The organism is Pseudoalteromonas sp. 2CM32C (genome assembly GCF_023161925.1).
GTDB classification, from domain to species: Bacteria; Pseudomonadota; Gammaproteobacteria; order Enterobacterales; family Alteromonadaceae; genus Pseudoalteromonas; species Pseudoalteromonas marina.
In genome coordinates this window covers 665,894-690,844 of the sequence record NZ_JALNTI010000002.1, presented here as the reverse complement: position 1 = coordinate 690,844, position 24,951 = coordinate 665,894, and the positions used below count along the sequence as shown (strand labels likewise).

The 24,951-nt window shown below is 41.1% G+C and carries 25 protein-coding genes; 12 read left to right on the top strand and 13 right to left on the bottom strand.

The annotated features are described in order from the left end of the window. Positions 1-18: 18 nt before the first annotated feature. Together MTF67_RS06910 and MTF67_RS06905 are read right to left on the bottom strand one after the other, a co-directional pair. Positions 19-522, bottom strand: a complete 504-nt coding sequence (locus MTF67_RS06910; protein ID WP_248519112.1) for a zf-TFIIB domain-containing protein — start codon at positions 520-522, stop codon at positions 19-21. 26 nt (positions 523-548) lie between these two features. Continuing rightward, complete coding sequence (locus MTF67_RS06905) at positions 549-1,136, bottom strand: DUF4202 domain-containing protein (protein WP_248519111.1); 588 nt, start codon at positions 1,134-1,136, stop codon at positions 549-551. Between the two features lie 218 nt (positions 1,137-1,354). Here MTF67_RS06905 and MTF67_RS06900 point away from each other — a divergent pair, with 218 nt between their 5' ends. Then, positions 1,355-3,082 carry a DUF885 domain-containing protein gene (locus MTF67_RS06900; protein WP_248519110.1) on the top strand — a complete coding sequence of 576 codons (1,728 nt, stop codon included), beginning with the start codon at positions 1,355-1,357 and terminating at the stop codon, positions 3,080-3,082. A 158-nt stretch (positions 3,083-3,240) separates the two neighbouring features. Further along, positions 3,241-4,551 (top strand): DASH family cryptochrome, encoded by a 1,311-nt coding sequence (locus tag MTF67_RS06895; RefSeq protein ID WP_248519109.1) that lies wholly within the window; start codon positions 3,241-3,243, stop codon positions 4,549-4,551. A gap of 26 nt (positions 4,552-4,577) precedes the next feature. Here MTF67_RS06895 and MTF67_RS06890 read toward each other — a convergent pair whose 3' ends face one another. Beyond that, positions 4,578-5,654 (bottom strand): YeiH family protein, encoded by a 1,077-nt coding sequence (locus MTF67_RS06890; protein ID WP_248519108.1) that lies wholly within the window; start codon positions 5,652-5,654, stop codon positions 4,578-4,580. A gap of 137 nt (positions 5,655-5,791) precedes the next feature. On the opposite strand from MTF67_RS06890, the gene MTF67_RS06885 reads away from it, so the two are divergent. Then, positions 5,792-6,670 carry a LysR substrate-binding domain-containing protein gene (locus MTF67_RS06885; protein WP_248519107.1) on the top strand — a complete coding sequence of 293 codons (879 nt, stop codon included), beginning with the start codon at positions 5,792-5,794 and terminating at the stop codon, positions 6,668-6,670. Between the two features lie 146 nt (positions 6,671-6,816). Here the strand turns inward: MTF67_RS06885 and MTF67_RS06880 are convergent, their stop codons facing one another. The 3 genes from MTF67_RS06880 to MTF67_RS06870 form a co-directional block, all read right to left on the bottom strand. Further along, on the bottom strand, positions 6,817-7,263 hold the full coding sequence (locus MTF67_RS06880; protein ID WP_138740906.1) for a hypothetical protein: 447 nt from the start codon (positions 7,261-7,263) through the stop codon (positions 6,817-6,819). 82 nt (positions 7,264-7,345) lie between these two features. Beyond that, positions 7,346-7,534 carry a hypothetical protein gene (locus MTF67_RS06875; protein ID WP_006793558.1) on the bottom strand — a complete coding sequence of 63 codons (189 nt, stop codon included), beginning with the start codon at positions 7,532-7,534 and terminating at the stop codon, positions 7,346-7,348. Between the two features lie 52 nt (positions 7,535-7,586). After that, positions 7,587-8,048 (bottom strand): thioredoxin family protein, encoded by a 462-nt coding sequence (locus MTF67_RS06870; RefSeq protein ID WP_248519106.1) that lies wholly within the window; start codon positions 8,046-8,048, stop codon positions 7,587-7,589. A gap of 129 nt (positions 8,049-8,177) precedes the next feature. Here MTF67_RS06870 and MTF67_RS06865 point away from each other — a divergent pair, with 129 nt between their 5' ends. From MTF67_RS06865 to MTF67_RS06850, 4 genes are all read left to right on the top strand, one after another. Continuing rightward, positions 8,178-10,736 (top strand): CotH kinase family protein, encoded by a 2,559-nt coding sequence (locus MTF67_RS06865; RefSeq protein ID WP_248519105.1) that lies wholly within the window; start codon positions 8,178-8,180, stop codon positions 10,734-10,736. Between the two features lie 77 nt (positions 10,737-10,813). Continuing rightward, positions 10,814-11,728 carry a polyphosphate polymerase domain-containing protein gene (locus MTF67_RS06860; protein ID WP_248519104.1) on the top strand — a complete coding sequence of 305 codons (915 nt, stop codon included), beginning with the start codon at positions 10,814-10,816 and terminating at the stop codon, positions 11,726-11,728. Position 11,729: 1 nt separating this feature from the next. Then, positions 11,730-12,317, top strand: coding sequence for a DUF4956 domain-containing protein (locus MTF67_RS06855; RefSeq protein WP_039037236.1), 588 nt, complete (start codon positions 11,730-11,732; stop codon positions 12,315-12,317). Between the two features lies 1 nt (position 12,318). After that, positions 12,319-13,410 (top strand): porin, encoded by a 1,092-nt coding sequence (locus tag MTF67_RS06850; protein WP_248519103.1) that lies wholly within the window; start codon positions 12,319-12,321, stop codon positions 13,408-13,410. 322 nt (positions 13,411-13,732) lie between these two features. Here the strand turns inward: MTF67_RS06850 and MTF67_RS06845 are convergent, their stop codons facing one another. Then, entirely contained in the window at positions 13,733-14,056 is a 324-nt protein-coding gene (locus MTF67_RS06845; RefSeq protein WP_248519102.1) for a hypothetical protein, read from the bottom strand. Positions 14,057-14,172: 116 nt separating this feature from the next. Then, positions 14,173-14,484 (bottom strand): hypothetical protein, encoded by a 312-nt coding sequence (locus MTF67_RS06840; RefSeq protein ID WP_248519101.1) that lies wholly within the window; start codon positions 14,482-14,484, stop codon positions 14,173-14,175. A gap of 530 nt (positions 14,485-15,014) precedes the next feature. On the opposite strand from MTF67_RS06840, the gene MTF67_RS06835 reads away from it, so the two are divergent. Further along, positions 15,015-15,500: a hypothetical protein gene (locus MTF67_RS06835; RefSeq protein WP_248519100.1), complete on the top strand. Its 486-nt coding sequence runs from the start codon at positions 15,015-15,017 to the stop codon at positions 15,498-15,500. A gap of 18 nt (positions 15,501-15,518) precedes the next feature. On the opposite strand, the gene MTF67_RS06830 is transcribed toward MTF67_RS06835, so the two are convergent. Further along, positions 15,519-16,724, bottom strand: coding sequence for an anhydro-N-acetylmuramic acid kinase (locus MTF67_RS06830; RefSeq protein WP_248519099.1), 1,206 nt, complete (start codon positions 16,722-16,724; stop codon positions 15,519-15,521). A 147-nt stretch (positions 16,725-16,871) separates the two neighbouring features. Between MTF67_RS06830 and MTF67_RS06825 the strand changes: the two genes are divergently transcribed. The 3 genes from MTF67_RS06825 (at position 16,872) to MTF67_RS06815 (ending at position 19,241) form a co-directional block, all read left to right on the top strand. After that, on the top strand, positions 16,872-17,360 hold the full coding sequence (locus MTF67_RS06825; RefSeq protein WP_248519098.1) for a GNAT family protein: 489 nt from the start codon (positions 16,872-16,874) through the stop codon (positions 17,358-17,360). A gap of 180 nt (positions 17,361-17,540) precedes the next feature. After that, complete coding sequence (locus MTF67_RS06820) at positions 17,541-18,569, top strand: NADP-dependent oxidoreductase (RefSeq protein WP_248519097.1); 1,029 nt, start codon at positions 17,541-17,543, stop codon at positions 18,567-18,569. A gap of 54 nt (positions 18,570-18,623) precedes the next feature. Beyond that, complete coding sequence (locus MTF67_RS06815) at positions 18,624-19,241, top strand: glutathione S-transferase (protein ID WP_006793540.1); 618 nt, start codon at positions 18,624-18,626, stop codon at positions 19,239-19,241. A 64-nt stretch (positions 19,242-19,305) separates the two neighbouring features. Here MTF67_RS06815 and MTF67_RS06810 read toward each other — a convergent pair whose 3' ends face one another. The 4 genes from MTF67_RS06810 to MTF67_RS06795 all read right to left on the bottom strand — a co-directional run bounded on the left by MTF67_RS06810 (position 19,306) and on the right by MTF67_RS06795 (position 23,294). Beyond that, entirely contained in the window at positions 19,306-19,614 is a 309-nt protein-coding gene (locus tag MTF67_RS06810; protein ID WP_248519096.1) for a YkgJ family cysteine cluster protein, read from the bottom strand. Between the two features lie 140 nt (positions 19,615-19,754). Continuing rightward, positions 19,755-20,162, bottom strand: a complete 408-nt coding sequence (locus tag MTF67_RS06805; RefSeq protein WP_006793538.1) for a substrate-binding domain-containing protein — start codon at positions 20,160-20,162, stop codon at positions 19,755-19,757. Positions 20,163-20,174: 12 nt separating this feature from the next. Continuing rightward, complete coding sequence (locus MTF67_RS06800; RefSeq protein WP_039037250.1) at positions 20,175-21,248, bottom strand: porin; 1,074 nt, start codon at positions 21,246-21,248, stop codon at positions 20,175-20,177. A gap of 117 nt (positions 21,249-21,365) precedes the next feature. Beyond that, complete coding sequence (locus MTF67_RS06795) at positions 21,366-23,294, bottom strand: RecQ family ATP-dependent DNA helicase (RefSeq protein WP_248519095.1); 1,929 nt, start codon at positions 23,292-23,294, stop codon at positions 21,366-21,368. 237 nt (positions 23,295-23,531) lie between these two features. Here MTF67_RS06795 and MTF67_RS06790 point away from each other — a divergent pair, with 237 nt between their 5' ends. Further along, the gene (locus tag MTF67_RS06790) at positions 23,532-24,836 is read left to right on the top strand and encodes an NAD(P)/FAD-dependent oxidoreductase (protein ID WP_248519094.1); all 1,305 of its coding nucleotides are present in this window, start codon (positions 23,532-23,534) and stop codon (positions 24,834-24,836) included. The last annotated feature ends 115 nt before the right edge of the window (positions 24,837-24,951 follow it).

Genomic DNA, 24,951 nt, shown 5'->3' with positions numbered 1-24,951 from the left:
TTAATACATTATTAAACGTTACAAGCTAAGTAAAGCTAAGCGCACTAAGTTCTCAACCGTGGTTTCGTGCGCACTTTTATTTTTATTAGTTGGCATAAACCTAGAAGCAGGCGGCTTAATAGTTATAAACCCATGATTGGTGGACATTTCGTGCACTAACAGTTTTCGTTCTTTGGGGGTTAGGTGGTTTTCGTGTATTTTTGCAAGCTCGCCGCTATCAAGCCATATTCCCGCACAGTTTGGGCATTCATCTATTTCAACTGCTTTTAGCGGTGAAAAATACCTACGCATCATTACAATGCTTTTGCATTTTGGGCAATTTACTCGCATTGAAATATCGCCTTCATTTTCCCTATAGTTACTTAAGTGTTTAAGTAAAACCTGACCATGCTTTAACTCAGGCGAGCTAAACTTAAAAATTTGGCTGTTATCAAAAAACACGCCGCCTTGCGCTGACGTAAAAACAGTAATGCCGCCAACAAGTAAAGGCTCAAGTGGCGTATTAGTTCTAGGACAGTACATTTAAAATTCCTTTTCATTGATGCTTTTTACTCAAGCGCTTTATGAATAAGCCCAACAAGCGGCGCTGGCAATGTAATATTACCTGCAAGTACAAACTCATGCGCGTCATCTGACATTTTTTGCCATGTACGGCGAATAATCCCTATCCATTTTTGCTCATCGTAATCAGGCTTACTATTAGCAAACCCCAACATGTAATGCTCAATAAATACGAGGCTTGCTACGTCTTCTACTAATTGGCTGTCTGGGTTACGTTTAATATTTTTTTTAGCCACCGCATCGTACACTCTATTTTGCTCAGCTTCGCCGTAACCAGCTTGCTTCATGAGCGCAACAACACTACTTGCATGAAATATATAAAGTGCACTGCGCCATTGATGATAGCCTTGCTTGTTCATTTCAAAGTCACTACGCGGCGACTTCCAGCGTTGTATATGCTGTGCACGTACTGCAATTTGCATAAGCTCGCCAGCATCGGGGTTAAAACGGCTAAGCATGTCGCTCATTCGAGTAGCATAAAGGCTTTCTTTGGGCACGCTTTGCCCATTAAATTGCTCACTATTTGGGTCTTGGTTGTTTGCTTCATCAATTAAGGCGATTACTTTATTAAACATGACAGTCATTTTTTATAATAAGTTCTAATCATTCTAAACGCTGATAAAACAATAAACTAGAGCTGCTGTAAGTTATGCAGTGAAATTTGCTCAACCTTAAAATACAACCGATAAATACATAAGGGTAAAAGTAAGCGCATTGATTAAGTTAACTTGGTACTATATTGAGCACAAATTAAAATAAAAAAGCGCGACTAACTCGCCAATAACGGATCACTATGTTTAAAAAACGTATTTTAGCTATTTGCTTAGCAGCCACCTCGCTACCAAGCCTTGCCGACAACAACAGCGATTTAAAAACCATTATTGATAACCACTGGCAAAATGCCAAAGCTGAAAAAATATTTTTTCGAACCGACCCTGACGGTTGGAAACCAAACGGCACATTACCAAACTGGAGCGAGCAAGCCATTGCTAATCGCCAAACTTATAACAACAGCGTGCTAAAAAGCTTAGCCAACATTGACCCAAAAACGCTCAATAACGAGCAGCTAATGAACTATCGCTTATTTAAATATGAGCGCGAAACCGAGCAGCAAAGCTACCTTTATCAAGATAAGTATTTTCCGGTAAATTTTTTAAGTGGCTGGCATACTTACTTTGCAGAAGCACCCGCCAACATGGCTTTTTTAACAGCGGATGATTACAACGCATTTTTAATCAGCCTTGCCGACTACCCGCGCTTTAATCAGCAAAATATTGATTTAATGAAAGAAGGTATAAAAACAGGCTTTACTCATTACTGTAAAATCTTTGAAAATTACAGCCAAAGCATAAGCGCGCATTTAGTTAAAAACCCCGAAAAAAGCGCCCTTTACGAGCCCTTTACGCGTATACCTAATACATTTAGTGCAGCGCAAAAAGCGAGTTTAAAACAAAAAGCACAAGCGTTAATTGAAGAAAAAGTAATTCCTGCCTATCAGCATTTTTATGACTTTTTTAAAAATGATTACATGTCACACTGTAGAGAGCAGCCGGGCATTGCAAGCGTTGAAGGCGGGCTTGATTATTACAAATACACCGTTAATTATTACACCACAACCAACGCCACGCCTAAACAAATACATGAGCTGGGCCTAAAAGAAGTGTCGCGTATTAAAGCGCAAATGCAAGCCATTATTGATGAAGTAGGCTTTGATGGCACCTATAGTGAGTTTTTAGAATTTTTAGCAACCGATGAGCAATTTTACGCAAAAGACGCGCAAGACCTACTTGAAAAAACCGCTTTTATCACGCAAAAAATGTATGGCAAATTGCCTACTTACTTTGGCCACTTACCGCGTAACACCTTTACTATTAAAGGTTCAGCAAGTCGTGGCGCGTTTTATATGCCACCGCCAGATAACCGCTCGCCAGGTACTTATTTTTTAGCCTCAACACCTAAACTGCAGCCTTTATATAATTTAGAAGCACTTAGTCTGCACGAAGCCATACCCGGGCACCATTTACAAAACGCCATTGCTATGGAGCTAAATGTACCCGAGTTTAGACGCACACTCAGCCACTCTGCATTTGGCGAAGGTTGGGCACTTTATACAGAACGTTTAGGTAAAGAAGCGGGTTTTTATCAAAGCCCTTACAGCGATTTTGGCCGTTTAGGTTACGAAATGTGGCGTGCAGTGCGCTTAGTGGTTGATACCGGTATTCATGCGTTTGGCTGGAGCCGCCAAAAAGCAATTGATTACTTAGCCAGTCACACGGCGTTGCCACAAAGCGCCGTGGAAGATCAGATAGATCGTTATATTTCATGGCCAGGCCAAGCGCTTTCGTACAAAATGGGCGAAATAAAAATACGCGAGCTGCGTGCAAAAGCCGAAAAAGAACTAGGCGCACAATTTGATATACGCAGCTTCCACGATACCGTTATTGGCCAAGGCTCCCTGCCAATGGCTGTACTTGAAGATGTAATAAACGATTGGATAGCAAAACAAAAAAAGACAAAGTAAAACCGTACTTCAATAAAATAAGAGGCGGTTACTCTATCGCCTCTTCTCAATCGCAACCTTGCACGTATTTATAAATTTACTCGATTAAAAACACGATTAACTAATCCTCAGCTACTTTTGTTTCGTAAATACAACATCGACAAAACCAGAGCAAAAGTATGAGCAAACGCATTTTATATTGGCTACAAAACGATTTACGCCTAAACGACAACCCAATTTTTAGCAAACTTGCACTACAGCAATGCGCACTAGACGTGGTGTTTGTAATTAACCCCAACTGGTTTAAAAACACGAATTATCAGCAAAAGCAGTATGGTGAAAACAAGTACACCTTTTTAATGCAAAGCCTTTATGAGTTACAGCAAGCATTAATTGCGTGTGGCCAAACTCTGCACGTGCTAGAAGGCGAACCAGTTAGTGTTTTAAAGCAACGTATTAAAGAGCAACACATTGATGAAGTGGTTTACAGTGAGCAATTTGGTGTGTACGAACAACGCGAAATTAATTTATTAAAAGCTCATTGTCCTGAAGTCCAGTTTACCGGTACCCTGCAGGATACCTTGTATCAGCAAAACGAACTACCATTTAACTTAACAGATTTACCCAAAAGCTTTACCCCATTTAAAAAGAAGGTTGAAGCTGCCAACATACCAATCACACTGTCGCACATTACAACCGAGCTATTGCCTAAACCTATTACGCTGTGCGCTAAAAACCCAATTGAGTTACCAAAAGCAGTTAACAACTCAATGCATGGCGGCTTAACAAGCGCACAAAAACACTGTGGACAATACTTTGCAGGCGAATTACCTAGCACGTACAAAATAACTCGCAACGCGCTTGACGGCTTTGACAACACCACTAAATTTAGCCCATGGCTTGCTTTTGGGTGTATTAGCGCAAAACAAATATACAATGCGGTTGAGCAATACGAACAAACATATACCGCTAACGATTCAACCTACTGGATTAAGTTTGAACTACTGTGGCGCGAATACTTTAAATGGCACGCGCTAAATGTACAAAGCAGCTTGTTTAGTTTTAAGGGGCAAAAGCAAACTAAGCCACTTACTACGTTTATGCCAAACCGTTTTGCTGCTTGGTGCCAAGGCACAACGCCTTACCCCTTGGTTAATGCCATCATGAAAGAGCTCAATGCCACCGGCTTTATAACAAACCGCTCAAGGCAAATTGTGGCAAGCTGCTTAGTTAACGAGCTGGCACTCGATTGGCGTTACGGCGCAGCTTATTTTGAGCAGCAGCTAATTGATCATGACGTAGCAGCCAATTGGGGTAACTGGCAGTACATAGCGGGAGTAGGCGTTGACCCACGTGGCGGGCGGCACTTCAATATTGAAAAGCAAACGCAGCAGTTTGACCCTAAATCCATTTACACCAAAAAGTGGGGAGGCAATCAAAGCCCAGATGCACAGCTCGATCACTTAAACGAAGTAGATTGGCCTATTTAAGCCAATCTACCTCCACCTAGTTATATTTAAAACAGCTGAGCAATGCCTACATTAATGGCAAAGCCACCTAAGATTAAAAACAAAAATAAACAGCCCGCTAATAACAGCGGTTTTATACCGGCTTGGCGAATAGCGCCAACATGTGTACGCAACCCAAGTGCGACCATGGCAATGGTGAGCAATATATTGTCAAACCATACAATGGCGTTTGTAGCACCTTGAGGAATAACCGATAACGAATGCAAGCCACTTGCCACTATAAATAACACCGCAAACCAAGGGATTGTAATTCTTGATTTTTGCTCGCCGCCCGGTGCGTGTATGTTTGCATGCTTTTTACTTTGCCAAAACGATAAGCCTACTAAAAATGGCGCAAGCATCATTACGCGTAGCATTTTTTCTATCACGGCGGTGTCGGCCGCATTGGCACTTACCGCAGTCCCTGCTGCTACCACTTGTGCGACTTCATGAATGGTTGAACCAACAAAAATACCATATGCGTGCTCACTCAGCCCCATGTACTCAAACATTATTGGGTAGGCAAACATACTTAACGTGCCAAACACCACCACCGTTGCCACCGCTACAGATACTTTATGTGCCTGAGCTTTTATAACCGGCTCGGTTGCCATTACCGCTGCGGCGCCACAAATAGAGCTACCCGCCCCTATAAGTATGGTTGTTTGTTCATCAAGCTTAAAAACGCGCTTGCCTAGCTGCACTGCCAAAATAAATGTACCTAACAGCATTACTATATCGGTTAATAGGCCATGCCAACCCACGCCCGCTACTTGCGCAAAAGTAATTCTAAACCCAAATAAAATAACGCCCGCTTTAAGTAATATACTTTTGGCGAAATCAACGCCTGCATCGGTACGCGTAGCAATACGCGAAAACACACTGTTACCCACAATAATGCCAAGCACAATCCCAATAGTTAAGGAGCTAAATTGCGCACTTTGCATTATAGGTAACTTACTTAATGCAACAGATCCCCCCGCTAACACAACCACCAACAGCATACCTAACCACCAGCGCGTATCGCCGTATTGCTTAGTATTAATACCTAGAGGCTGAAAACTATTTTTAATAGCGCTAAGCATAATATTCCCTCACTTAAACCATATTGATGTGTTGACTTAATTGTAAGAAAGCTCAAGATATAACTCCAATATATTAAAATCATGATTTGATAACTTAAGGTTATACAATTTAGAGTTATACAATTTAAGGGTGTTCAATGAACTTACATGCACTTAGAGTCTTTTATACAGTGGCTAAATTGGGTAGCTTTTCAGGCGCAGCCGAAGCGCTTTTTATAAGCCAGCCCGCTGTTTCTAAGGCACTAAAAGAGCTAGAGCATCAGTTAAATATTCAACTTATTGAACGTGCATCTAAAGGTAAAAAGCTCACCTTAAGCGAAGGCGGCCAAGCCTTGTATGATCACGCCCGTAGTATTTTTGCTATCGAAAAAGCCGCCCTAGACGATATAAAATCGCGCACTGGGCTCAAACGCGGCACCTTAGTTATAGGCACCAGCACCACCATTGCCAGCTATTGGCTACCGCCTTATTTAGCCAAATTTTGTGCGCAGTACCCGCATTTAAAAGTAGAAGTACAAGTGGCTAATACCGAGCAAATTGAGCATTCGTTGCTAGAGTGCACCATCGATTTAGCACTGGTTGAGGGCACACCTACCGAGCCACACATTATAAGTAAGCACTGGCAAAACGATTTAATGAGTGTGGTTATACCAAGTAACTTTAAGCCCGCTAAAGACTTAAAAGCATGGTTAAACGAGCAGTTTTGGCTACTTCGCGAGCCAGGCTCGGGCACGTTAGAAATGTCGGTAAAGTTATTAGCACAACAAGGCGTACAAGCTGAGCGCAGTATGCAATTAGGCAGCAACGAAGCCATAGCAAGGGCCGTTGCGCAAGGTATGGGGGTCGCTTTATTGCCAAATGTAGTCACAGAAGATTTAGTGCAGCTAGGCAAATTAACGCGCCTGAGCCAAAAAAATAACGAGCAACTCTCTCGGCCTCTTCATCAACTGCATTATAAAGACAGACCGTCTTCGCATGCTGCGCAAGCGTTCGAAAAAGGCTTGTTTAGTGAATAGTGAATAGTGAATAGTGAATAGTGAATAGTGAATAGTGATCACAATTTATGTGCGGTAAGGCACCTGTAGAAAACTTATAAAATTTAATATATGAAAAGCTCTTTAGTCTTTCTAATGCCTATTAGCTAAGTTAAAACTCACTTACGTTAGGTGACACACCTTTCATGCTTCACTATTAAATTAAAATAATTTTTAAACATGTGTTCAGAACTGATATCCCTTAAATCCACATCAAAATAGTAGCCGCTTTCTAAAAGTTCCAAACTTTCTAAATCATTGCATATGCGTTCAAGAATTAAATATTTATACTTTGGAGTTATGCTTTTAATGTCATCCGGAATGAGCCCTTCGGCATCAAAATTCAAAACAACTCTTATACTGGTACCTGAATAGCCATAGTTTACAAAACTAATTCGGCTATCAATAGATGAAAAAAAAGCGCTGTAGTGATTTTTATCTTCTTCGTATTCCCATTGAGAAGCATCCCCCCAAATCAAGACAAAAATAACGCCAAAAGCAGCTGCAGCTACAAACAATTTGTTGGCATTTATCAAAAACCACAATTGAACTTTTTCAGATCGCATTAATTTCATAAGCCACATAACTTTTAAGTAAAAGACTAATAATCAAAACTAAAGTCTTGCTCATTCACATGTGTGAGTAATATAACCAGGCTCAAGACAAATACTTTGATGCTAAACCAATACCAATAATTAAAATAATTAATAAAACCCAATATTTTTTTGAACCATCTAAATTTTCACCGCACACAGGGCACGTTGATGATGTTATTGGTGTACCATCAATATTTGTTGTTTTAACTACAGGTGAAGTAATCCCTGCTTTACACTTTTTACACTTCATAAATATCCGTTTTAATTATAAATAAAATAACTGGTTGATGCTCACATAACACTTACAGACCCTGTGTTAAATCTTCTGCCAATGACCCCGTGGGTTTTTCAATCACACGCACCAACTCTTTACCATTTTGTTTAACAATAAATGTAGGTGTGTATTGCAAGTCGTGCGCCAGTGCTATTCCGGCATCGTCTTGCTTGTTGTAACCCACTGCCACATAGTTAACACTTGCCAGTTCAACTTTTGACTGTTCAAGAAGCTTAATGAGTTTAGGTACTTCGCGGTGGCTGTCGTGACACCAAGTACCAAATAATACAACTAGCTCTTTACCTTTAAGCTTTTGCATTAACGCAATATCTTTAGAGGTAGGGGTAAACGTTGAGTAATATTCGCTAAATTTATCGTAATCGTTTAGTAAAGCCTGCGCGCTTATCTCACCTGAAAATGGCGCAACATCGTCAGCACACGCTGCCAGTGGCATGCTTAAGGCGCATAATAAAATTAATTTTTTAATCATTAGGTTAAAGTAACTTTTAAAATGAGTAATTAAGCTCACTATACTGAATATTACTGAATGTTTACACATTGTTTGCACCTTCTTTTTTTATTGTTTTACCACGTTATTAAAATAAAAAAGATCGCATCAATGACCATAAAACCCCTACTATTTTATTCATTAATTACCTCCACTACATTTTTGTATGGCTGTGGCGGTACTGAGCAAACAGCCGATAGCAGCACAGAGCAAAGTACTGACTCATCATCAACAATCACGTCAACGGGTTTAGTTATTAACGAAATTGTCGCAAGCCCACGCGATACCACCTACGATTGGATTGAGCTATACGCCACTGAAGATATAGCCGACTTATCGGTATTTTCACTTGTTGATGATAACACCGACAGAGAGCCTCAAGCTTTGCCCGCAGCATCGCTTTCGCAAGGTGAGTTTATTGTTATTCAAGCCATTGATGAAACCGACACCCCGCCCGATAGCGGTTATTACGTCACCTTTAAACTAGGTAGCGATGATGCGGTTACGTTATACGAGGACGGCACTGCTATCTCTGTACTTGATTGGGAAGAAGGCGAAGCCGCTGAAGGGTTTAGTTACGGCTTATACACCGATGGCACCGGCACCGCGCAAACATTAACGCCCACAGAAGGCGCAGCTAACCAAACAGCCGATACCTCTACACTTGTTACAACGCTAATTGCTGAAGATGCGCCACTGCGTATAAACGAAGTATTAGCAAAAGATAGCAGCGGCGGCGAGGACTGGATAGAGTTTTATGTAACAAGCAGTAGCGATGTTTATTTAGCCGACTACACACTAAGTGATGACAATAACGAACAGTTTGCTCTACCCGATATTACGTTATCGCCGGGTGAGTTTTACCGCATTTACACAAGCACCGATGATTTAGGCGATCTGCCAAGCGTTGCGTTTAAATTAGGCGCAAGCGATACCGTAAGCCTTTACAGTAACAATGTAATTATAGAGCAGTTATCGTGGAATAAAGGCCAAGCGCTAAGTGGTTACAGCTATGGTCGCTACCCTGATGGCAGCGATGCAACTGCGGTATTAACTCCAACAGAGCTTAGCTCAAACAGCCAAGCAACCCACGGGCCACTCGTTATTAACGAAATAGTGGCAAGCGCCGCAGACGATGGCAACGACTGGTTTGAGCTATACAACAACAGCGCAAATACAATTAACTTAGCCAACTACCACGTTATTGATGAAAGCGACGACATAGACCCCATCACTCTACCCGACATAGATTTATACGCAGGCCAATACATAACTATTTATGCCACCGATGAAGACCCAGGCACTTACTACGTCCCGTTTAAACTAGGCAAAGAAGACGAGCTAAGCTTAATACTCAACGATGAAGTAATTGACTACATTGACTGGGATGAAAGTGATGTAGCCACAGGCTTTAGTTACGGCCTAAGTAGCAGTACTGGCTTTACTCATGCGTTTTTAACACCTACTCCAAGTAGTGAAAATACAGTGGCAACCGCCTTTACACCTACAGCGGTTAATACGCTTTCTATTACAATTACCGACGAAAACTGGCAAGACATTCTAGATAACCCACTTGATGAGGAATATCACGAAACCGCTATTACCTTTAATGGGGTTACACTCGATAGCGTGGCTATTCGCACTAAAGGTGGATCAAGTTTAAGAAATGTTGCCAACTCTAGCAGCGACCGTTACAGCTTTAAGGTTGATATTAACGAATATGTGTCGGGGCAAAAGTTTTTTGGGCTAAAAAAATTCACACTACAAAACTCGTTTAACGACCCGTCGTACATGCGTGAAGTAATCGCCTACGAGCTAATGGATGAAATGGGTGTACCAACGCCTGAGCATGCTTACGTTAACTTTTATGTAAACGGCGAACTATTTGGTTTGTACTTAATGGTAGAAGCCGTGGATGGCGAATTTGTTGAAAAACACTTTACCAACAGTAATGGCGATTTATACAAGCCAGATGGCACAGGCAGCGATTTATTATGGCTAGGTGACGACATACAAAGTTACACCGATATAAACCTGCAAACCAACGAAGACACCACCGATAACGGCGCCTTTATTAACTTTGTAGAATCGCTCGATAAAGGCGAAACCAGCGCCATAGAAGTAGACACACTTTTACGTTATATGTCGGTTAGTACTTCACTGTCCAATTTAGATAGCTACCACGGTCCGCTTGCACATAACTATTATATTTATGATGACGATGGCGTATTTAGCATTTTGCCGTGGGATTTTAACGAGTCATTTGGCACCTTTGCCATGGATTGTAATGGCGTAGATGTAAGAGAGCTCTACATTGATGAGCCAGTAAGCGGGGCATTAAGCGATCGCCCATTAATTGATAATGTCTTTGCCGAGCAAAGCAACCTCGATACGTACCACAGTTACTTAACACAGCTTATTAATGGCTCACTTTCAAGCGATACATTTAACGCACGCGTAAATGAAATAGCCGACCTAATTCGTGAGCACGTACAAAACGACCCAACCAGCTTTTATGGCTCAACCTACTTTGAGCAAAACCTAACATCTACAACAGGGCAGTTTTACGGCTTAACGTCGTTTATGCAGTACCGCGTAGCAAATATGGCCGCGCAGCTTGATGGCACATTGCCTTCAGCTGGCGATGGCAGCGGATTTTGCACTAGATAAACAACCCATCCTTTGCGCGGTGCCAGCACGCTGGCACTGCACTCTATTACTTTGCAATTTAATAATCTGAGAAAATTATGACAATTCAAGCACGTTTTAAGGATGAACTTTTTGAAAAGGATACTTCAATCTCACCAGTAGCAATTACTGCAATAAACACTAAAAGTAAGCAGGCTCAGCCTGAAAAACCAGATGCGCATGGCTCATTAACAAGCTTAATTAACGAGTTACTTATTCCGTTTGAAGGTTATGGATTAAACGATCTTAATAATGCTAATTTAATGAACCGTGTAGATAGCAAATTTATGCTGCCACTTTCTTTTTTACCTGAGTTACTAACTCACTTACAAGGGCAGTACCGCGTACTTGATATACAAGGTAAGCGTTTATTTTCTTATTATAATCAGTACTTTGATACGCCCGAGCTTGATTTATATAAAGCCCATCATAACGGTAAGCTTAATCGCTACAAAGTACGCCAAAGGCGCTACGTTGATACCGCCACCGAATACCTAGAAGTAAAACTAAAAAACAACCAAAGCCGCACAGTAAAAACACGTATTAAGCTCGAAAAAAACAACGAGCAAGCCCATTGTACTGCGTTTATGAAAGAGCAAATGAAAAACAGCTTTGCACATTTAAACGTAACCCAGCAAAGCGGCTATAACCGTATAGCGCTAGCCAACGAAGAAAAAGCCGAGCGCTTAACGCTTGATTTTAACCTGTGGTACAACACCCCAAAAGGCGATAACAAAATAACACTACCGGGCTTTTTTATTGCCGAACTTAAGCAACGTAAAAAAACAAAACACTCGCCATTTTATAAGCTTATGAGCAAACACCACATATTCCCTGCCTCGTTTAGTAAATACTGCATTGGCTGTGCTTTGCTCTACCCCGAGCGCTTAAAAGTAAACCGCTTTAAACCTGTTTTAGCCCGCTTAAAACACCTTAACCGCACTAACCCACTATTACCTTTAGAGAATAATTAAAATGACCAAATTAGATCTTATTTTTCTTTCCCGCTTTTTAGTAAACATCCTATCGCTGGCTGTACTTTGCTATGGCTGTTATTTTCGCATCAGTAAAAATGCAGTGGTGGCAGGCTCGTTTATTTTATTTGGCGTAGGCGTTTTTATTATTACCTTTTTGCTGCACGGTGTTGATATGTCAATGGAATTTGCATTTGGCCTATTTGCCGTATTTACCATGCTAAGGTACCGCACTGAGTCTATTTCGATTAAAGAGATGACTTACTTATTTCTCGTTACTGCCATTGCTTTACTGACCTCTGTAGGGCAAATGAGCTTAATTGAGCTAAGCATTCTTAACGGCATAATTTGCTTAATTGCCTTTTTGATTGACTCTAGCGTATTTGTAAAACGCTACGAAGTACAAAGCGTTTGCTACGAGCGCATAGAAAACATAACCCCGCAAAACCAAGCCACACTCATCCATGATTTAAAACAGCGCACGGGCCTAAACGTCGTTGCCGTAGATATAGAACACATCGACTTTTTAAGAGACGTAGCGCAACTAAAAGTAAGTTACTTAGCCGAAAAACAAACAAAGGCAGCCTAACATGACCTCTAAAAAAACGATTACTTATGCGGCACTTTCAGCTCTTTGCCTTGTTAGTAGCGCAAGCTTTGCCAAAATTAACGACGATATAGACCTAAGCGGCTATATCATGCTCGACTACAACAAATTTGATACCTCATTGTTAGAGGGGCAATACGACAGCAACAGCTCAGAAAGTACCTCTGAAATACGCCGCGCACGCCTAAGTTTTAAATCAGACATCAGCAAAGACTGGAAAAGTAAATTTCAGCTTGGCTTTGCCGATGGCGAAACCGAAATAAAAGACGCCTACCTAGAATACTCTGGCTGGAAATATGCCGATTTAACCATAGGCCAACAAAAAGAAGGCTTTGGCCTAGAAAAACTAACCAGCTCTCGTAATTTATTAATGCTCGAACGCAGCATGATAAGCGAAGCGTTTTCGCCAGGCCGTAGCTTAGGTATTAGCCTATCGGGAGACATAGCCTCAGTAAATTGGCAACTAGGTTATTACGAGCCCGATGAAGACGAAGCAACGTCTGCTATTACAGGCCGCTTAGCCTGGGTGCCATGGCAGCAAAACACCAACCTTTTACACCTAGGCGTCGCATTTAGTGAGAGGCAGTACGACGGTAACGAATTTAGAGTGAATGAACCTCTTGAAGTTTATACCGCCGACTCATTAATAGAAGGCGATAAAATTAATGCAGATAGCCTCTCGCAACAAGGCGTAGAGCTACTATGGCTTAAAAACAGATTTACCATGATGGCCGAGTGGCAACAAGCACAAGTAACCAGTATTGAAAATACAACCAATGATTACGAAGGCGGCTATTTGCAATTTGGTTATCAGCTATCGGGCGGATACCGTAAGTATAAAAACGCAAAACTAGGCGCAAGCTCAGAGCCAGGCTGGGAGCTCACTGGCCGCTACAGCCTACTTAAGCTCAAGCAAGAAAACCAAGACGCAAAAACCTACTCCCTCGGCGTTAACTACACCGTAAACAAAAACATAAAGTTTATGGCCGACTACATTAAAGCCGATTACTTTGAAGCAGGCGGTACTATCACGTCGGGTAATGCAATCTCATTAAGGCTGCAGTATTCGTTTTAATGCGCTTTGTAGTTTTAAGCCGGTTAATTTAAAACTACAAAGCCCTGTGTTAAACGTAACGTTTAGCACAGGGCTTTTTAATTAAGCTATTATGGCCAAGATAATAAATAAACTGCAAAAAGGTTACTAATCAAACTGGAACTCATCGCACTAACTTAAAAGCTTGAGCTCATTTCCAAGCCAAGCTCTCTCTGAGCGGGCAACTGTGGGGCTAATGAATGAAGTAAAGCTTGCCCCCTTTGGCTGCAAAGTAATGAGGAGGTGTCCACTAAAACGGGTGAGGAGCATTGTCCTTATTAATTAGCTTGTTATATGTAAACTGCTAATTGAATGGGCCATATAATTGAGAGCTACCATCCAAGCCGTTATACACGGAAATATATTTTTTCTTATCACCTTCAGGTTTGTACAAAGTAAAAGCTAAACCGTCCATAATTAACTCATTACGAACTTCACAAATTTCGCTGTGCTTCAAGCTACCACTAGGGAAATTTTTTTCAATTTCATTAGCCTGAACAAAAGCGCCGCTAGAAAATTTGGCGGCAATATAATCTGAGTCAGGCTTATCACAGGTAACTACCCGCACTGCGCAAGCCTCAGCACAAAAGAACAAACTAATTGAAATTACAAATGCTTGAGTTTTCATCTTTACACATAACGCTTCGCTATGAGGTGAGGCCAATTATGGCGCATATTTTTGTCGTTTGAAAATTGTGACATGATTGACGAATCCTTTTCCATCAGCGACTTGTTAGGTGTACGTTAACTCTCGATAATCATGAGAACGTTTCGACCTCTAAATTCCTTAGACTCTTTAACTGTCTTAGCCATTGCTTCTATTTCTAATTGCTCACTTATTCCACCACTTATAGAAATATCAATCACCTTTCCTTCTGATGCCAACTCGCTTATGTAGCTAATTAGCTCTGCAAGAGTAAGAATTTTACCGGCAATTTCAACACTGTCACTAGAATGAAACTTCGCGTATACATTTGAATCAGCTTTCTTTGCTCCGGTGCTCAAATAAATAAGAATTCCAGTTGCTATCAATACGAAAATTATCAAAAACTTCATGACTCTCCAGTACACCTAACATGTTTATAGCGAGCGAATCGCGCGTTTTTCTACCACGGCGGAGCTCGTTTTTCTTGTTTGTTTATTAGTAACAAACTTGCCAACTAATTGCCAGCGTTATTAAAATCCTTCAGTTATCGCTTTTCTTCATAGTATAAAACGAGCAACGGGGTCGTTTTATTGACTATGCGAGCGACCGTACTATGGCTGTATATATACAGCTAAAATTCATAGAATTGAAAATGAAAAATCGCTCTGCGTATATAAATTATATTGCTGCCTACATGCTTACCCCACAATATTTATAAGCACTATTTATAAGCACTATTAATACCCTTTTAGGCTGGATCGAAAATTTCACCTACTTTGACAACAAACGTCACCTAAATTCAATGAAAACCTTATAACGATCTTTTTTGATCAAAAAGCAGCGATTATCCGATTAAGTGCAATTTGTCATAAAACTGCAATCTAAGTAGGCGATAATTTAAACTCAAACTGTATTTTTTATAATCTAGAAGACGAAGTAAATGACCACACCTCTAGTGCAACTAACATTTGCACTGCAATCACTTGATGATCCGATGTCTGCGGCTATGAGCCACACCATGGAATACGAAAACCTTTCGGTACAAGCCAATGCGCTTCATGCAATTACATTGCAATGCGATTTGCCAGATGCTGTACATGAAGGTGATGTTATTTCGCTGAGCGCAACACATCCAAGTGCCCGTGGCGCTCAGTATTTTACTGAGAACGTTATTACGCAAGCCGATTTAGAGCGCGGTTACGTTAACCTTACTTTAAACAAAATTACCCATAGCCAATGTTTTGTAATGCAGCTTATGTTGCACGGAAAATACGCTACATTAAAAAATAGCCTTCAGTTTGATATGAATATTAACGCATTTGAGGGCGGCTATAACGCGCCACTCGTAAATATCGAGCAGTCAAAACCACACGGTTTTCGCCGATATTTTGCAGGGGTAAGCTCGACCTTTTTATCATTATTTTAAAACGCTTATCAATAGCGGTCAGTCGGGAAAGCTTATTTTTCCCATAGTCACTCCCGCAATACCTTGCGCGGTATTATTAAGGTGTTGCTGCTCACCTGCTAGGCATTCGTTGGCTAAAATAGCAAATAACACAGCTTCTTTAGCATCGGGATCTATTCCTAATACCTGTGTGTTTTTAAACGCTTTAACCTCTGGGCAAAGTGTTAAAAGCTGCTCCATTAATAGTGGATTATGTATTCCACCACCACTGGCATACACTACACAATTTGCCTCGTGTTTAGCACACTGTTTTATTGCATCGCTTATTACATTAGCACTAAATGCATTGAGCGTTGCCATTACATCGTGGTGGGTTAAGTCAAGCGTATTGGTGAGTGCTTGAGCCGCTTTTAAATATGCTAAATTAAACACTTCTGGCCCTGTTGTTTTGGGCATGCTTAAATTAAAAAAGTCATCTGCGCATAATGCATGAAGTAAAGGCATATTTACTTTCCCTGCTTTTGCTATTTTTGCACCGTCGTCAAAATGCATCCCCTCAAAATATTTTTGTACATAGGCATCCATTATTGTATTACCCGGGCCAATATCAGAGCTAAATACACTGTTTGCATCACCGCTTTTGGGTAAAAAAGTTAAGTTAGCTATACCACCCATGTTAAGTAAAATACGGTTTTCAACAAGGCTTGAAAAAAACAAGTAATCGCCATATACCGCAAGTGGGGCACCTTCGCCTCCTGCGGCTATGTGCTTTTGCCTAAAATCGCCAATAGTTGTAATACCGGTAGTAACGGCTATTTGGTCGCTGTCGCCAATTTGTAATGTGCCATTAGTAAAGCTTTTATGACTATGTTGCGACTGTGGACAGTGGTAAATTGTTTGCCCATGACTGGCTATAACATCAATACTTGCTGGATTCACCTGCCAAGTATGTAAGCACTGATTAACCATATTGCCATGGAGCTTACCTACCCACGGATGCAGTAAGGTTACTAGTTCTAAATCGCACTCTCGCTTTGCAAATACCTGCTTTATTTTAGTTTTATAATCGTCGCTATATTCAACGGTGATAAAATTTAATATTTCAATATGTGTGTTTAAGCCCGCGCCGCTTACCTTACACAGCGCTACATCGAGCCCATCTAACGAGGTACCACTCATTAAACCTACAATTAAACGGCTTGGCTTTTGGGCACTATTATATAGGGCGGCTATGTGTGGGTGCATAAAAAGTATCTTAAACAGTATTATATTTTGCTTATATTAGAGTACTTTAAAACAAAGTTATAGGCGTAAGCGGTTAATCTTTGTGATTGTGCAATCTCTAATTGCTTGCTAAGTTAAACCGTATTCAGCCCATACTTAATTAAAACAATGATTACCCTAAGAGACTTTAAAACAAAGGACGCGCCACACATTATTAATACCTTAAACGATGAACAGGTGACGCGGTTTTTATCGTCTAAAATTCCATTTCCGTATACTCAAGCCGACGCCGATTGGTGGATAAACCAAGGCTCTAAAAGTGGAATAGTTAAGGCCATTATTGTAAATGGGCAATTTGCGGGGTGTATAGGCATAACGCCCGGAGAGTTCGAGTATAGCCGCAGTGGCGAAATAGGCTATTGGCTTAATAGTGACTTTTGGGGGCAAGGAGTAATGACTCTCGCTATTACAAAAATTTGCGATGACGCATTTAAAACCTCAAACCTAAACCGTATTTTTGGCGCCGTATTTGCTGGTAATACTGGTTCTATAAAGTCACTGACTAAATGTGGTTTTAAGGCCGAGGCTATTCTTAAACAAGCCATTTATAAAAATGGCGCATTTTACGATAGCCATATTTTTAGCAAGCTCAAATAAACCGTTTAGAATAATTACTCCGCTTAAGGTTGAATTAACACCCCCTCGCCCAAAACTCCTGATGTAAGGTACAAATTTGTACATACATTTACTACTTAGCGCGCATTATTGTTTATGCCAATCGGGTTATTAAACGCATACACATTCGTTAAGTGGGTTCATATTCAAAAGGAGAATTTTATGTCTGCAACTAGTCGTCAACTTACTTTGGCATCACGCCCACACGGTGCTCCAACCGATAAAAACTTTGAGCTTAAAACAGTCGATTTACCAGCCCTAAAAGATGGCGAAGTACTGCTGCGCACTATTTACTTATCACTTGACCCATACATGCGTGGCCGCATGAGCGACGCAAAGTCGTACGCCGATCCGGTAAACGTGGGTGACGTAATGGTTGGCGCTACCGTGTGCCAAGTAGAAGAGTCTAAAAACGAAAAATTTAGCGAAGGCGAGTGGGTACTTGCCTACACAGGTTGGCAAAGTTACGCCATTAGTAATGGCGAAGGCCTTATGCAATTAGGCAAAGAGCCTGCTAATCCTTCGTACGCGCTTGGCATTATGGGTATGCCGGGCTTTACAGCGTATATGGGCCTACTTGATATTGGCGCACCTAAAGAAGGCGAAACTGTAGTCGTAGCCGCAGCAACGGGGCCAGTTGGTGCAACCGTTGGCCAAATAGCTAAAATTAAAGGCTGTAAAGTGGTAGGCGTTGCTGGTGGCAGCGAAAAATGTGCCCATGCAGTTGAAAAACTGGGGTTTGATGCCTGTATTGATCACAAAGCCGATGACTTTGCAGAGCAACTAGAAAAAGCATGTGATAACGGTATAGACGTTTATTACGAAAATGTGGGCGGTAAAGTGTTTGATGCCGTATTACCATTACTTAATACCGCAGCTCGTGTACCGCTGTGTGGTTTAGTATCGCAGTATAACGCTACAAGCTTACCTGAAGGCCCTGATCGTATGGGTATGCTAATGGGGCAGTTGCTTACTAAACGTATTAAAATGCAAGGCTTTATAATTTTTGACGACTACGGTCACCGCTACGATGAATTTGCGCAAGACATGCAAAAGTGGCTGCAGGATGGCAAAGTACAATACCGCGAGCACATGGTAGAAGGTATTGAAAACACTGTAAGCGCATTTAACGATATGATCAGTGGTAAAAACTTTGGTAAAACCGTTGTTAAAATCAACGATGCACTTTAACTAAAATATAAAAACACAGCGTTGCTGCAACCAGCAACGCCAACAAGGACTGACATGATAAAACTACACCATTTAAATAAATCGCGCTCAAAACGTATTATTTGGCTTTTAGAAGAACTAGAAGTTGATTACGAAATTGTTGCTTACCAACGTAACAAAGACACATTTTTAGCGCCTGATGAGCTAAAGCAAGTTCACCAACTCGGTAAGTCGCCGGTTATTGAAGACGATGGATTAATTGTTACCGAATCTGGCGCTATTACTGATTACTTAATTACTAAATACGGTAACGGAAAGTTTGCACCAAAGGCTGGCACCGCTGACTACGTTGATTACCAACAATGGCTGCACTTTGCTGAAAGCTCTGCCATTTTACCGCTACTACTTAAAATGTTTGTGCTTAAAGATGGCGCTAAAACACAATTTTTAGAAGGCTACGCCGACGCCGAAACCGCTAAAGTTATTAGCTACTTTAACGACCGGCTAGAAGGTAAACGTTATTTAGTTGGCGACACCCTAACCGGCGCCGATTTCATGATGTCGTTTATTGTTGAAATTGTTAAAAACTCAGGCCAGCTAGGTCACTTTAAAAACCTAGTAAAATACGACGAGCAATTACAAAGCCACGAGAAGTTTCATACAGCTAATGAGCTAGAAGCTAAATACGATTAATTAGTGCAAAACACAGATAAACCAAAGGGGCTTTTTAAGCCCCTTTTTAATACATATGCTTGTATTAAATACCGGCTATTTCGCGCTCTGTAATACACTCGTTCGAGGCCATTTCAAACTCACGGCAAGTAAGTGGGCGGGTTTCATAAATGGTACACATTAGCGTATTGCGGTCGAGTGCTTGGCACCAACCATCATCGCCGCGTTTCATTACTTCGCTGCCCCACTTGTCGTAATCAATGTACTGAAAAGGCACACCGGTGTCGGTTACTATACGCACTTCTAATTGGCAACAACACGCTTGGCAGTTAGCGCAGGTTACGGACTCAGGTGCAGAGGAAATAGTTTTACTTGGAATAACAGTGTTAGGCATAGTGGCTTAAATAAAAGAAACACACTAAGTAGGATACACGAGCTGGCTAAACGCGCTAGTTAATTTTAATAGTGAATAAATAGAGTAATAAAAAGCGTGCTGCTCGCTAACACGCTTTATTGTTGGCCTTTAATTTTAAATTAAAAGTTTAATACCACCTTCACATCATCAGACACAGCAGATGTCGAAACAAACCCAATCGTATTTGGGTTAGCTGCAACCATTTTGATCACCTCTGAGTCATTTTCTAGCTCTTTGGGTGGTGTTCCTTTTCCCGTAAAAATAAGCTTTGACCAATAGGCTCTTAACTGCGAAGCACTTTTATTAAGCAGTTTACTGTTAAACTGCTCCGTAGTCGGATTTTTTGAATCTTGTGATATTGGAATGATCGTATTGCCATTACTAAACGACTTTTCTTTTCCGGTATAAATTCGACTAATGACGGACTCATCAAAACTACTCTCGTTTGAAGGATGTACAATAATAGCAAAATCAGCAAAGGCAACATTGCTAAACAAAAACAGTACACATAACATTAATTTTTTCATTTTTAATTCCCCTTAAAATACAACATCAACACCAAGCGTGATTGCTTTACTATCACCCGCTACCGCTAACTCGAATGAATCATCTTTTACCCTGTCGTACTGCATTTTGAGTGCCGCCGAAGGATGAAAATCCCAACGAACACCCACCGCAAAGGTATTATGGCTTTCAGTATCTCCCTCACCTTCTTGCTCAAAATCTGAAAACATCACATAAGGCGTAATTGCATCAAACCGATACCCTGCACTGATCATATAAGTGTCTAGGTTTCCGTCTAGATCTAAACGGTTAAGTTCGCTTAGTACAAAAAAGTCGCCAAAATCAAAATTGGCAGCTAAGCCATAGAATTTGCCATCACGGCTATCTTTTCCATCCCATAAAACCGGCTCTCCAGAACGAAAGCGTTTATTAGTGTATTGCATATGCGTTACTCTCAATTCAAGCCAATCATGGCTTAACGAAAGTACACCACCTAGCATATCTTCCCAAATTTCTCGGGTAGGCTCTTGAAAGAAAAAGTCTGATAGCAGTTTGTTGTCGTCATCATCTTCTTTACCAGCATACACATTAGCAGACACACCCCACTCTCCAATCGAGCCAGAATAGAGAAGGTTTATGCCCTCATAGTTAAATACTTGCCATGTATAATTGTCGGCAGGTGCACGCATCCATACATATGCGTAACCTACGTCAAAAAAATCTGAGTAATAAAAAAGAGGTAAACGCTTTTTACCTGCTTGAACCGTCCAATTATCATTTATTTCGTACGAAATATATGCCCACTCAAAATTAGCATCAAAATCGTTTACACCTCGGGCAACAATTTGACCTGTGACAGATAAGCCCTCACCAAGATCCCCCGACACTTGTATACCAATTAACGACTCTGGAGAGAAAGATAAGTCTTCTGTGTAGCCACTCACATTAGGGTAGTCAGCCAAAAAGGTTGGCTCAACACCATATTGCGGCACACCACTTCCACTGAGTACTTTACCCGCGTTAATACTTGCAAAGCCTGAAATATTAATTTCAGCGTAACTAGTCCCTGAAATAAACACTCCTAACAGCATCAATTTTTGCAGTTTCATCGTTCACCTCGTTTTATATGACCTTAATAGTCATGTTGAGTATAGTTAAACGCTGAAAAAACAAACAAAAATTTAACATTTTTTATAATTATGCAGGTTTGATCATTACTTTAATGGCTATCTGCCAAGCAGTGTGGCTTTTATATCGCTATACCGCTGTTGATCACAAAGTGCAAAGCCGCTGAGTTGGCGTACCTTATTACGAGCAAACAATGGCACGCTCATACCTGCTAAAAAGCGGCACTGGGTTTCAACACCCACGTTATGAACTCCCTTTGTGGCCATATGCGCCAAAAACTCATCTACTTTTTGATAAATAACCTCATCTGCAATAGTTACAGGCGCTAGTGAGTATTCTAGTTTTACAGCATTACCACGGCATACACTGCAATGCCCGCATTGCGCTGGCGCGTTTTGGTCGTCAAAGTAGCGCGCTAAGTTATAACTCAGGCAAGTTTGTAGCTCAAAAAAGCGCACTAAAGCAGCAATTCGTTTTATTTCAGCTTGTTCTTTATCAGCAAAGTAGTGGTGTAACTGCTGGGCAAGCTCTGGGTTATTTATAACTTCACTATGCAGTTTATATACTTGGGTAATGCGTTTGGTTTCAAGCGTTATAAGGTTTTTTTCGGCTAGGTAGTCAAGTGCGGCCACAACCCGTTTACGGTCAACCTGCGCGGCTTGGGTAAGGGCGTCAAAATTGAGCGTGCCCCATATTTTTTTAAAATCGGTATGGCTAAATATTTGCGTTAAAAAGGCTTGGCGCTGCTCGTCAAACTGGCTAAGTAGCTCGTTTTTATCAACCAAGAACTTGTATTTAAAATCGGCATAATAGGCGTACTGCGGCGTAATTGCGCCTTGCATTTCAAGTTGAACCAGTAATGTTTTAAGTGCTAATTGGCGAATATTACTTTCGCTTGAAAGGCTGTATTCTTGCATTTCCCATTGCTGTTGGGCTTGGCGAATATCGTTAATTACATATTCAATGCCACTCAGCTCAGGGGTGTCGCCATATACAAAGTTTTCCACTGTGTTTAGGCCATCTAAATTAGCAAGCGTGTAGCAGTTTGATGGGTTGCCATCGCGCCCTGCGCGGCCAATTTCTTGGCTGTAGTTTTCAATCGATTTTGGTAAATCGTAATGAATAACAAAGCGAATGTCTGATTTATCAACGCCCATACCAAAGGCTATAGTTGCTACAACTACGTTAATTTTACCCGCCATAAAATCATCTTGAATTTGCCACCGGAGTGTATCTTCAAGCCCTGCATGATACGCAACCGCCTGAATACCTTGCGCACTTAGCGTGTTAGCCACTTGCTCAGCACTTTGCTGCAGTGTTACATACACAATACCTGGGCCATTTTGCGCACGCACTATGTTTGTAAGTTCGGTGTTTTTATCAGCCGTTTTTACACTTAGCACGCTTAAATCGAGGTTAGCGCGGTAAAAGCCAGTTTGTACAATGCACTCAGGGGCAATATTAAAACGCTCGCTCATGTCGCGTTTTACTTTTTTAGTGGCGGTGGCGGTAAGCAATAGTACTAGTGGAATATTTAGCTCTTCGCGATATCGCGGTAGTTTTAAGTAGTCAGGTCTGAAGTTATGCCCCCATTCAGATATACAGTGCGCCTCATCTACCACCAGCATAGACAGCGCAACCTGGCTTATAAACTCTCTAAATCGCTCGTTTTTAAAGCGCTCTACCGACACCATTAACACTTTAATTTTACCATTTCGCACATCGTTCATTACGGTGCTGCTTTGTATTTGGTCTTGGCTAGAATCAAGGCTTGCCGCGTAAATACCTTTGCTATTTAAAAAACTAATTTGATCTTTCATTAAGGCTAGTAATGGCGACACCACTAACGTTAAGTTTTCTAAATGCATAGCCGTTAGCTGATAACACAACGACTTACCCGACCCTGTAGGGAATATAGCAAGGGACGATTGCCCATTTAAAAGCTGCTCTATAGTTTGCTGCTGCCCTGCTCTAAACTGGTTAAAACCAAAATGTTGCTCAAGTGATTGTAAAAGCGGCGTATTCATAAAAATGTCCTTTTTGGCGTTGATAACACAGGGCTATAACAGAAAAATGCAGCCTAGATGAAGTATTTGCAAGTTAGTATACCGTAAATTAGGTGATTTACTGCTGACATATCCATTATTTAGGCGCACACTATAGCCCCATAAAAGTGAGCTTTGCCAAAATAATTTTCGATACCCAAGTCATTTTAAAAATAATAAAACAGATTGCTTGGGTATATTATTTTTAAGGGCATAGTCATGAACATAACCACTCCTAAAATCGTCGTTATTGGCGGCGGCGCTGGCGGATTAGAGCTTGCAACTCAATTAGGGCATAAACTAGGAAAGAAAAAACACGCAGAAATTCTACTAATAGACAAAAACCGCACCCACATATGGAAACCGTTACTGCACGAAGTAGCTACAGGCTCTATTGACCCCGATTTAGATGGCGTAGTTTACTCTGCTCATGCCGCAAAACATCATTATAACTTCCAACTTGGTACCTTTTGTAACATCGACCAAAGCAATAAAACAATTACTCTCGCACCACTTTTTGACGAACTTGGCCACACTATTTTGCCCAAACGCACTGTACGCTACGACCACCTTGTTATTGCTATTGGCAGTGTAAGTAACGACTTTAATACCCCAGGCATAAAAGAGCATTGCTACTTTTTAGATTCAAACCAGCAAGCTGAGCGTTTTCAGCATTCTTTGCTCGATAGCTTTACCCGCCTTCACCAAGACGACAACCAGCAACAATCTCTTGATATTGCTATTGTGGGCGGCGGCGCAACAGGCGTTGAACTATCAGCTGAGCTTTACCATGTGTCTGAATTACTAAAGCTATATGGGCTTACAAATATGTCGTCTAAGCGTTTGCACATTCATTTAATTGAAGCCGGCCCACGTATTTTACCTGCATTACCAGAGCGTATTGCCGTAAGTGCCAAACGCGAGCTGTTAAAATTGGGCGTAAACGTGCTAGAACAAACCCAAGTAAAAGAAGCCACAGAGCAAGGGTTTATTACAAAAGACGAAGAACATATTAATGCCGATATTATGGTATGGGCGGCAGGCGTAAAAGCGCCAGATTTTATTAAAGACTTAGGTGTTTTTGAGCTTACCCGCAGCAACCAAATTCGAGTAAACGAGTTTTTACAAAGCACCGTAGATAAAAGTATTTTTGTACTTGGCGATTGCTGTGCGTTTACTCAAGAAGACGGAAAGCTTGTACCGCCACGCGCGCAATCGGCCCATCAAATGGCACAATGTGTTGAAAAAAACCTTATTGCAACACTTAAACACCAGCCACTAAGCGGGTTTAAATACAGCGACCACGGCTCTCTCGTTAACTTATCGCGCTATAGCACAGTAGGTAATTTAATGGGTAACTTAACCAGCAACACCTTTTTTATTGAAGGTAAAATAGCCCGCTTTATGTATATATCGCTGTATCGTATGCACCAGCGCGCCATACACGGTAGCGCAAAAACCTTTGCGTTATGGATAAGCGAAAAAGTACTGCGTGTAGTGCGCCCTAAAATGAAATTGCATTAATAAATTAAGTACGCTCACAACACCACAAAAAGCTTTAACAGTTAATAAGTATTCTCTCTTAAAGCTTTTTTGCACTTTGCGTACCTAAAGTAGTACGATGTGAGAATATTTTAAT

Bases quoted from the DNA above. Each gene is read 5' to 3' on its own strand.
- MTF67_RS06840 (WP_248519101.1), bottom strand. From the start codon at position 14,484: ATGAAGTTTTTGATAATTTTCGTATTGATAGCAACTGGAATTCTTATT.
- MTF67_RS06820 (WP_248519097.1), top strand. From the start codon at position 17,541: ATGTCTGCAACTAGTCGTCAACTTACTTTGGCATCACGCCCACACGGT.
- MTF67_RS06815 (WP_006793540.1), top strand. From the start codon at position 18,624: ATGATAAAACTACACCATTTAAATAAATCGCGCTCAAAACGTATTATT.
- MTF67_RS06845 (WP_248519102.1), bottom strand. From the start codon at position 14,056: ATGAAAACTCAAGCATTTGTAATTTCAATTAGTTTGTTCTTTTGTGCT.
- MTF67_RS06865 (WP_248519105.1), top strand. From the start codon at position 8,178: ATGACCATAAAACCCCTACTATTTTATTCATTAATTACCTCCACTACA.
- MTF67_RS06855 (WP_039037236.1), top strand. From the start codon at position 11,730: ATGACCAAATTAGATCTTATTTTTCTTTCCCGCTTTTTAGTAAACATC.
- MTF67_RS06900 (WP_248519110.1), top strand. From the start codon at position 1,355: ATGTTTAAAAAACGTATTTTAGCTATTTGCTTAGCAGCCACCTCGCTA.
- MTF67_RS06910 (WP_248519112.1), bottom strand. From the start codon at position 522: ATGTACTGTCCTAGAACTAATACGCCACTTGAGCCTTTACTTGTTGGC.
- MTF67_RS06870 (WP_248519106.1), bottom strand. From the start codon at position 8,048: ATGATTAAAAAATTAATTTTATTATGCGCCTTAAGCATGCCACTGGCA.
- MTF67_RS06875 (WP_006793558.1), bottom strand. From the start codon at position 7,534: ATGAAGTGTAAAAAGTGTAAAGCAGGGATTACTTCACCTGTAGTTAAA.
- MTF67_RS06895 (WP_248519109.1), top strand. From the start codon at position 3,241: ATGAGCAAACGCATTTTATATTGGCTACAAAACGATTTACGCCTAAAC.
- MTF67_RS06885 (WP_248519107.1), top strand. From the start codon at position 5,792: ATGAACTTACATGCACTTAGAGTCTTTTATACAGTGGCTAAATTGGGT.
- MTF67_RS06890 (WP_248519108.1), bottom strand. From the start codon at position 5,654: ATGCTTAGCGCTATTAAAAATAGTTTTCAGCCTCTAGGTATTAATACT.
- MTF67_RS06835 (WP_248519100.1), top strand. From the start codon at position 15,015: ATGACCACACCTCTAGTGCAACTAACATTTGCACTGCAATCACTTGAT.
- MTF67_RS06880 (WP_138740906.1), bottom strand. From the start codon at position 7,263: ATGAAATTAATGCGATCTGAAAAAGTTCAATTGTGGTTTTTGATAAAT.
- MTF67_RS06905 (WP_248519111.1), bottom strand. From the start codon at position 1,136: ATGTTTAATAAAGTAATCGCCTTAATTGATGAAGCAAACAACCAAGAC.
- MTF67_RS06860 (WP_248519104.1), top strand. From the start codon at position 10,814: ATGACAATTCAAGCACGTTTTAAGGATGAACTTTTTGAAAAGGATACT.
- MTF67_RS06795 (WP_248519095.1), bottom strand. From the start codon at position 23,294: ATGAATACGCCGCTTTTACAATCACTTGAGCAACATTTTGGTTTTAAC.
- MTF67_RS06850 (WP_248519103.1), top strand. From the start codon at position 12,319: ATGACCTCTAAAAAAACGATTACTTATGCGGCACTTTCAGCTCTTTGC.
- MTF67_RS06805 (WP_006793538.1), bottom strand. From the start codon at position 20,162: ATGAAAAAATTAATGTTATGTGTACTGTTTTTGTTTAGCAATGTTGCC.
- MTF67_RS06810 (WP_248519096.1), bottom strand. From the start codon at position 19,614: ATGCCTAACACTGTTATTCCAAGTAAAACTATTTCCTCTGCACCTGAG.
- MTF67_RS06800 (WP_039037250.1), bottom strand. From the start codon at position 21,248: ATGAAACTGCAAAAATTGATGCTGTTAGGAGTGTTTATTTCAGGGACT.
- MTF67_RS06830 (WP_248519099.1), bottom strand. From the start codon at position 16,724: ATGCACCCACACATAGCCGCCCTATATAATAGTGCCCAAAAGCCAAGC.
- MTF67_RS06790 (WP_248519094.1), top strand. From the start codon at position 23,532: ATGAACATAACCACTCCTAAAATCGTCGTTATTGGCGGCGGCGCTGGC.
- MTF67_RS06825 (WP_248519098.1), top strand. From the start codon at position 16,872: ATGATTACCCTAAGAGACTTTAAAACAAAGGACGCGCCACACATTATT.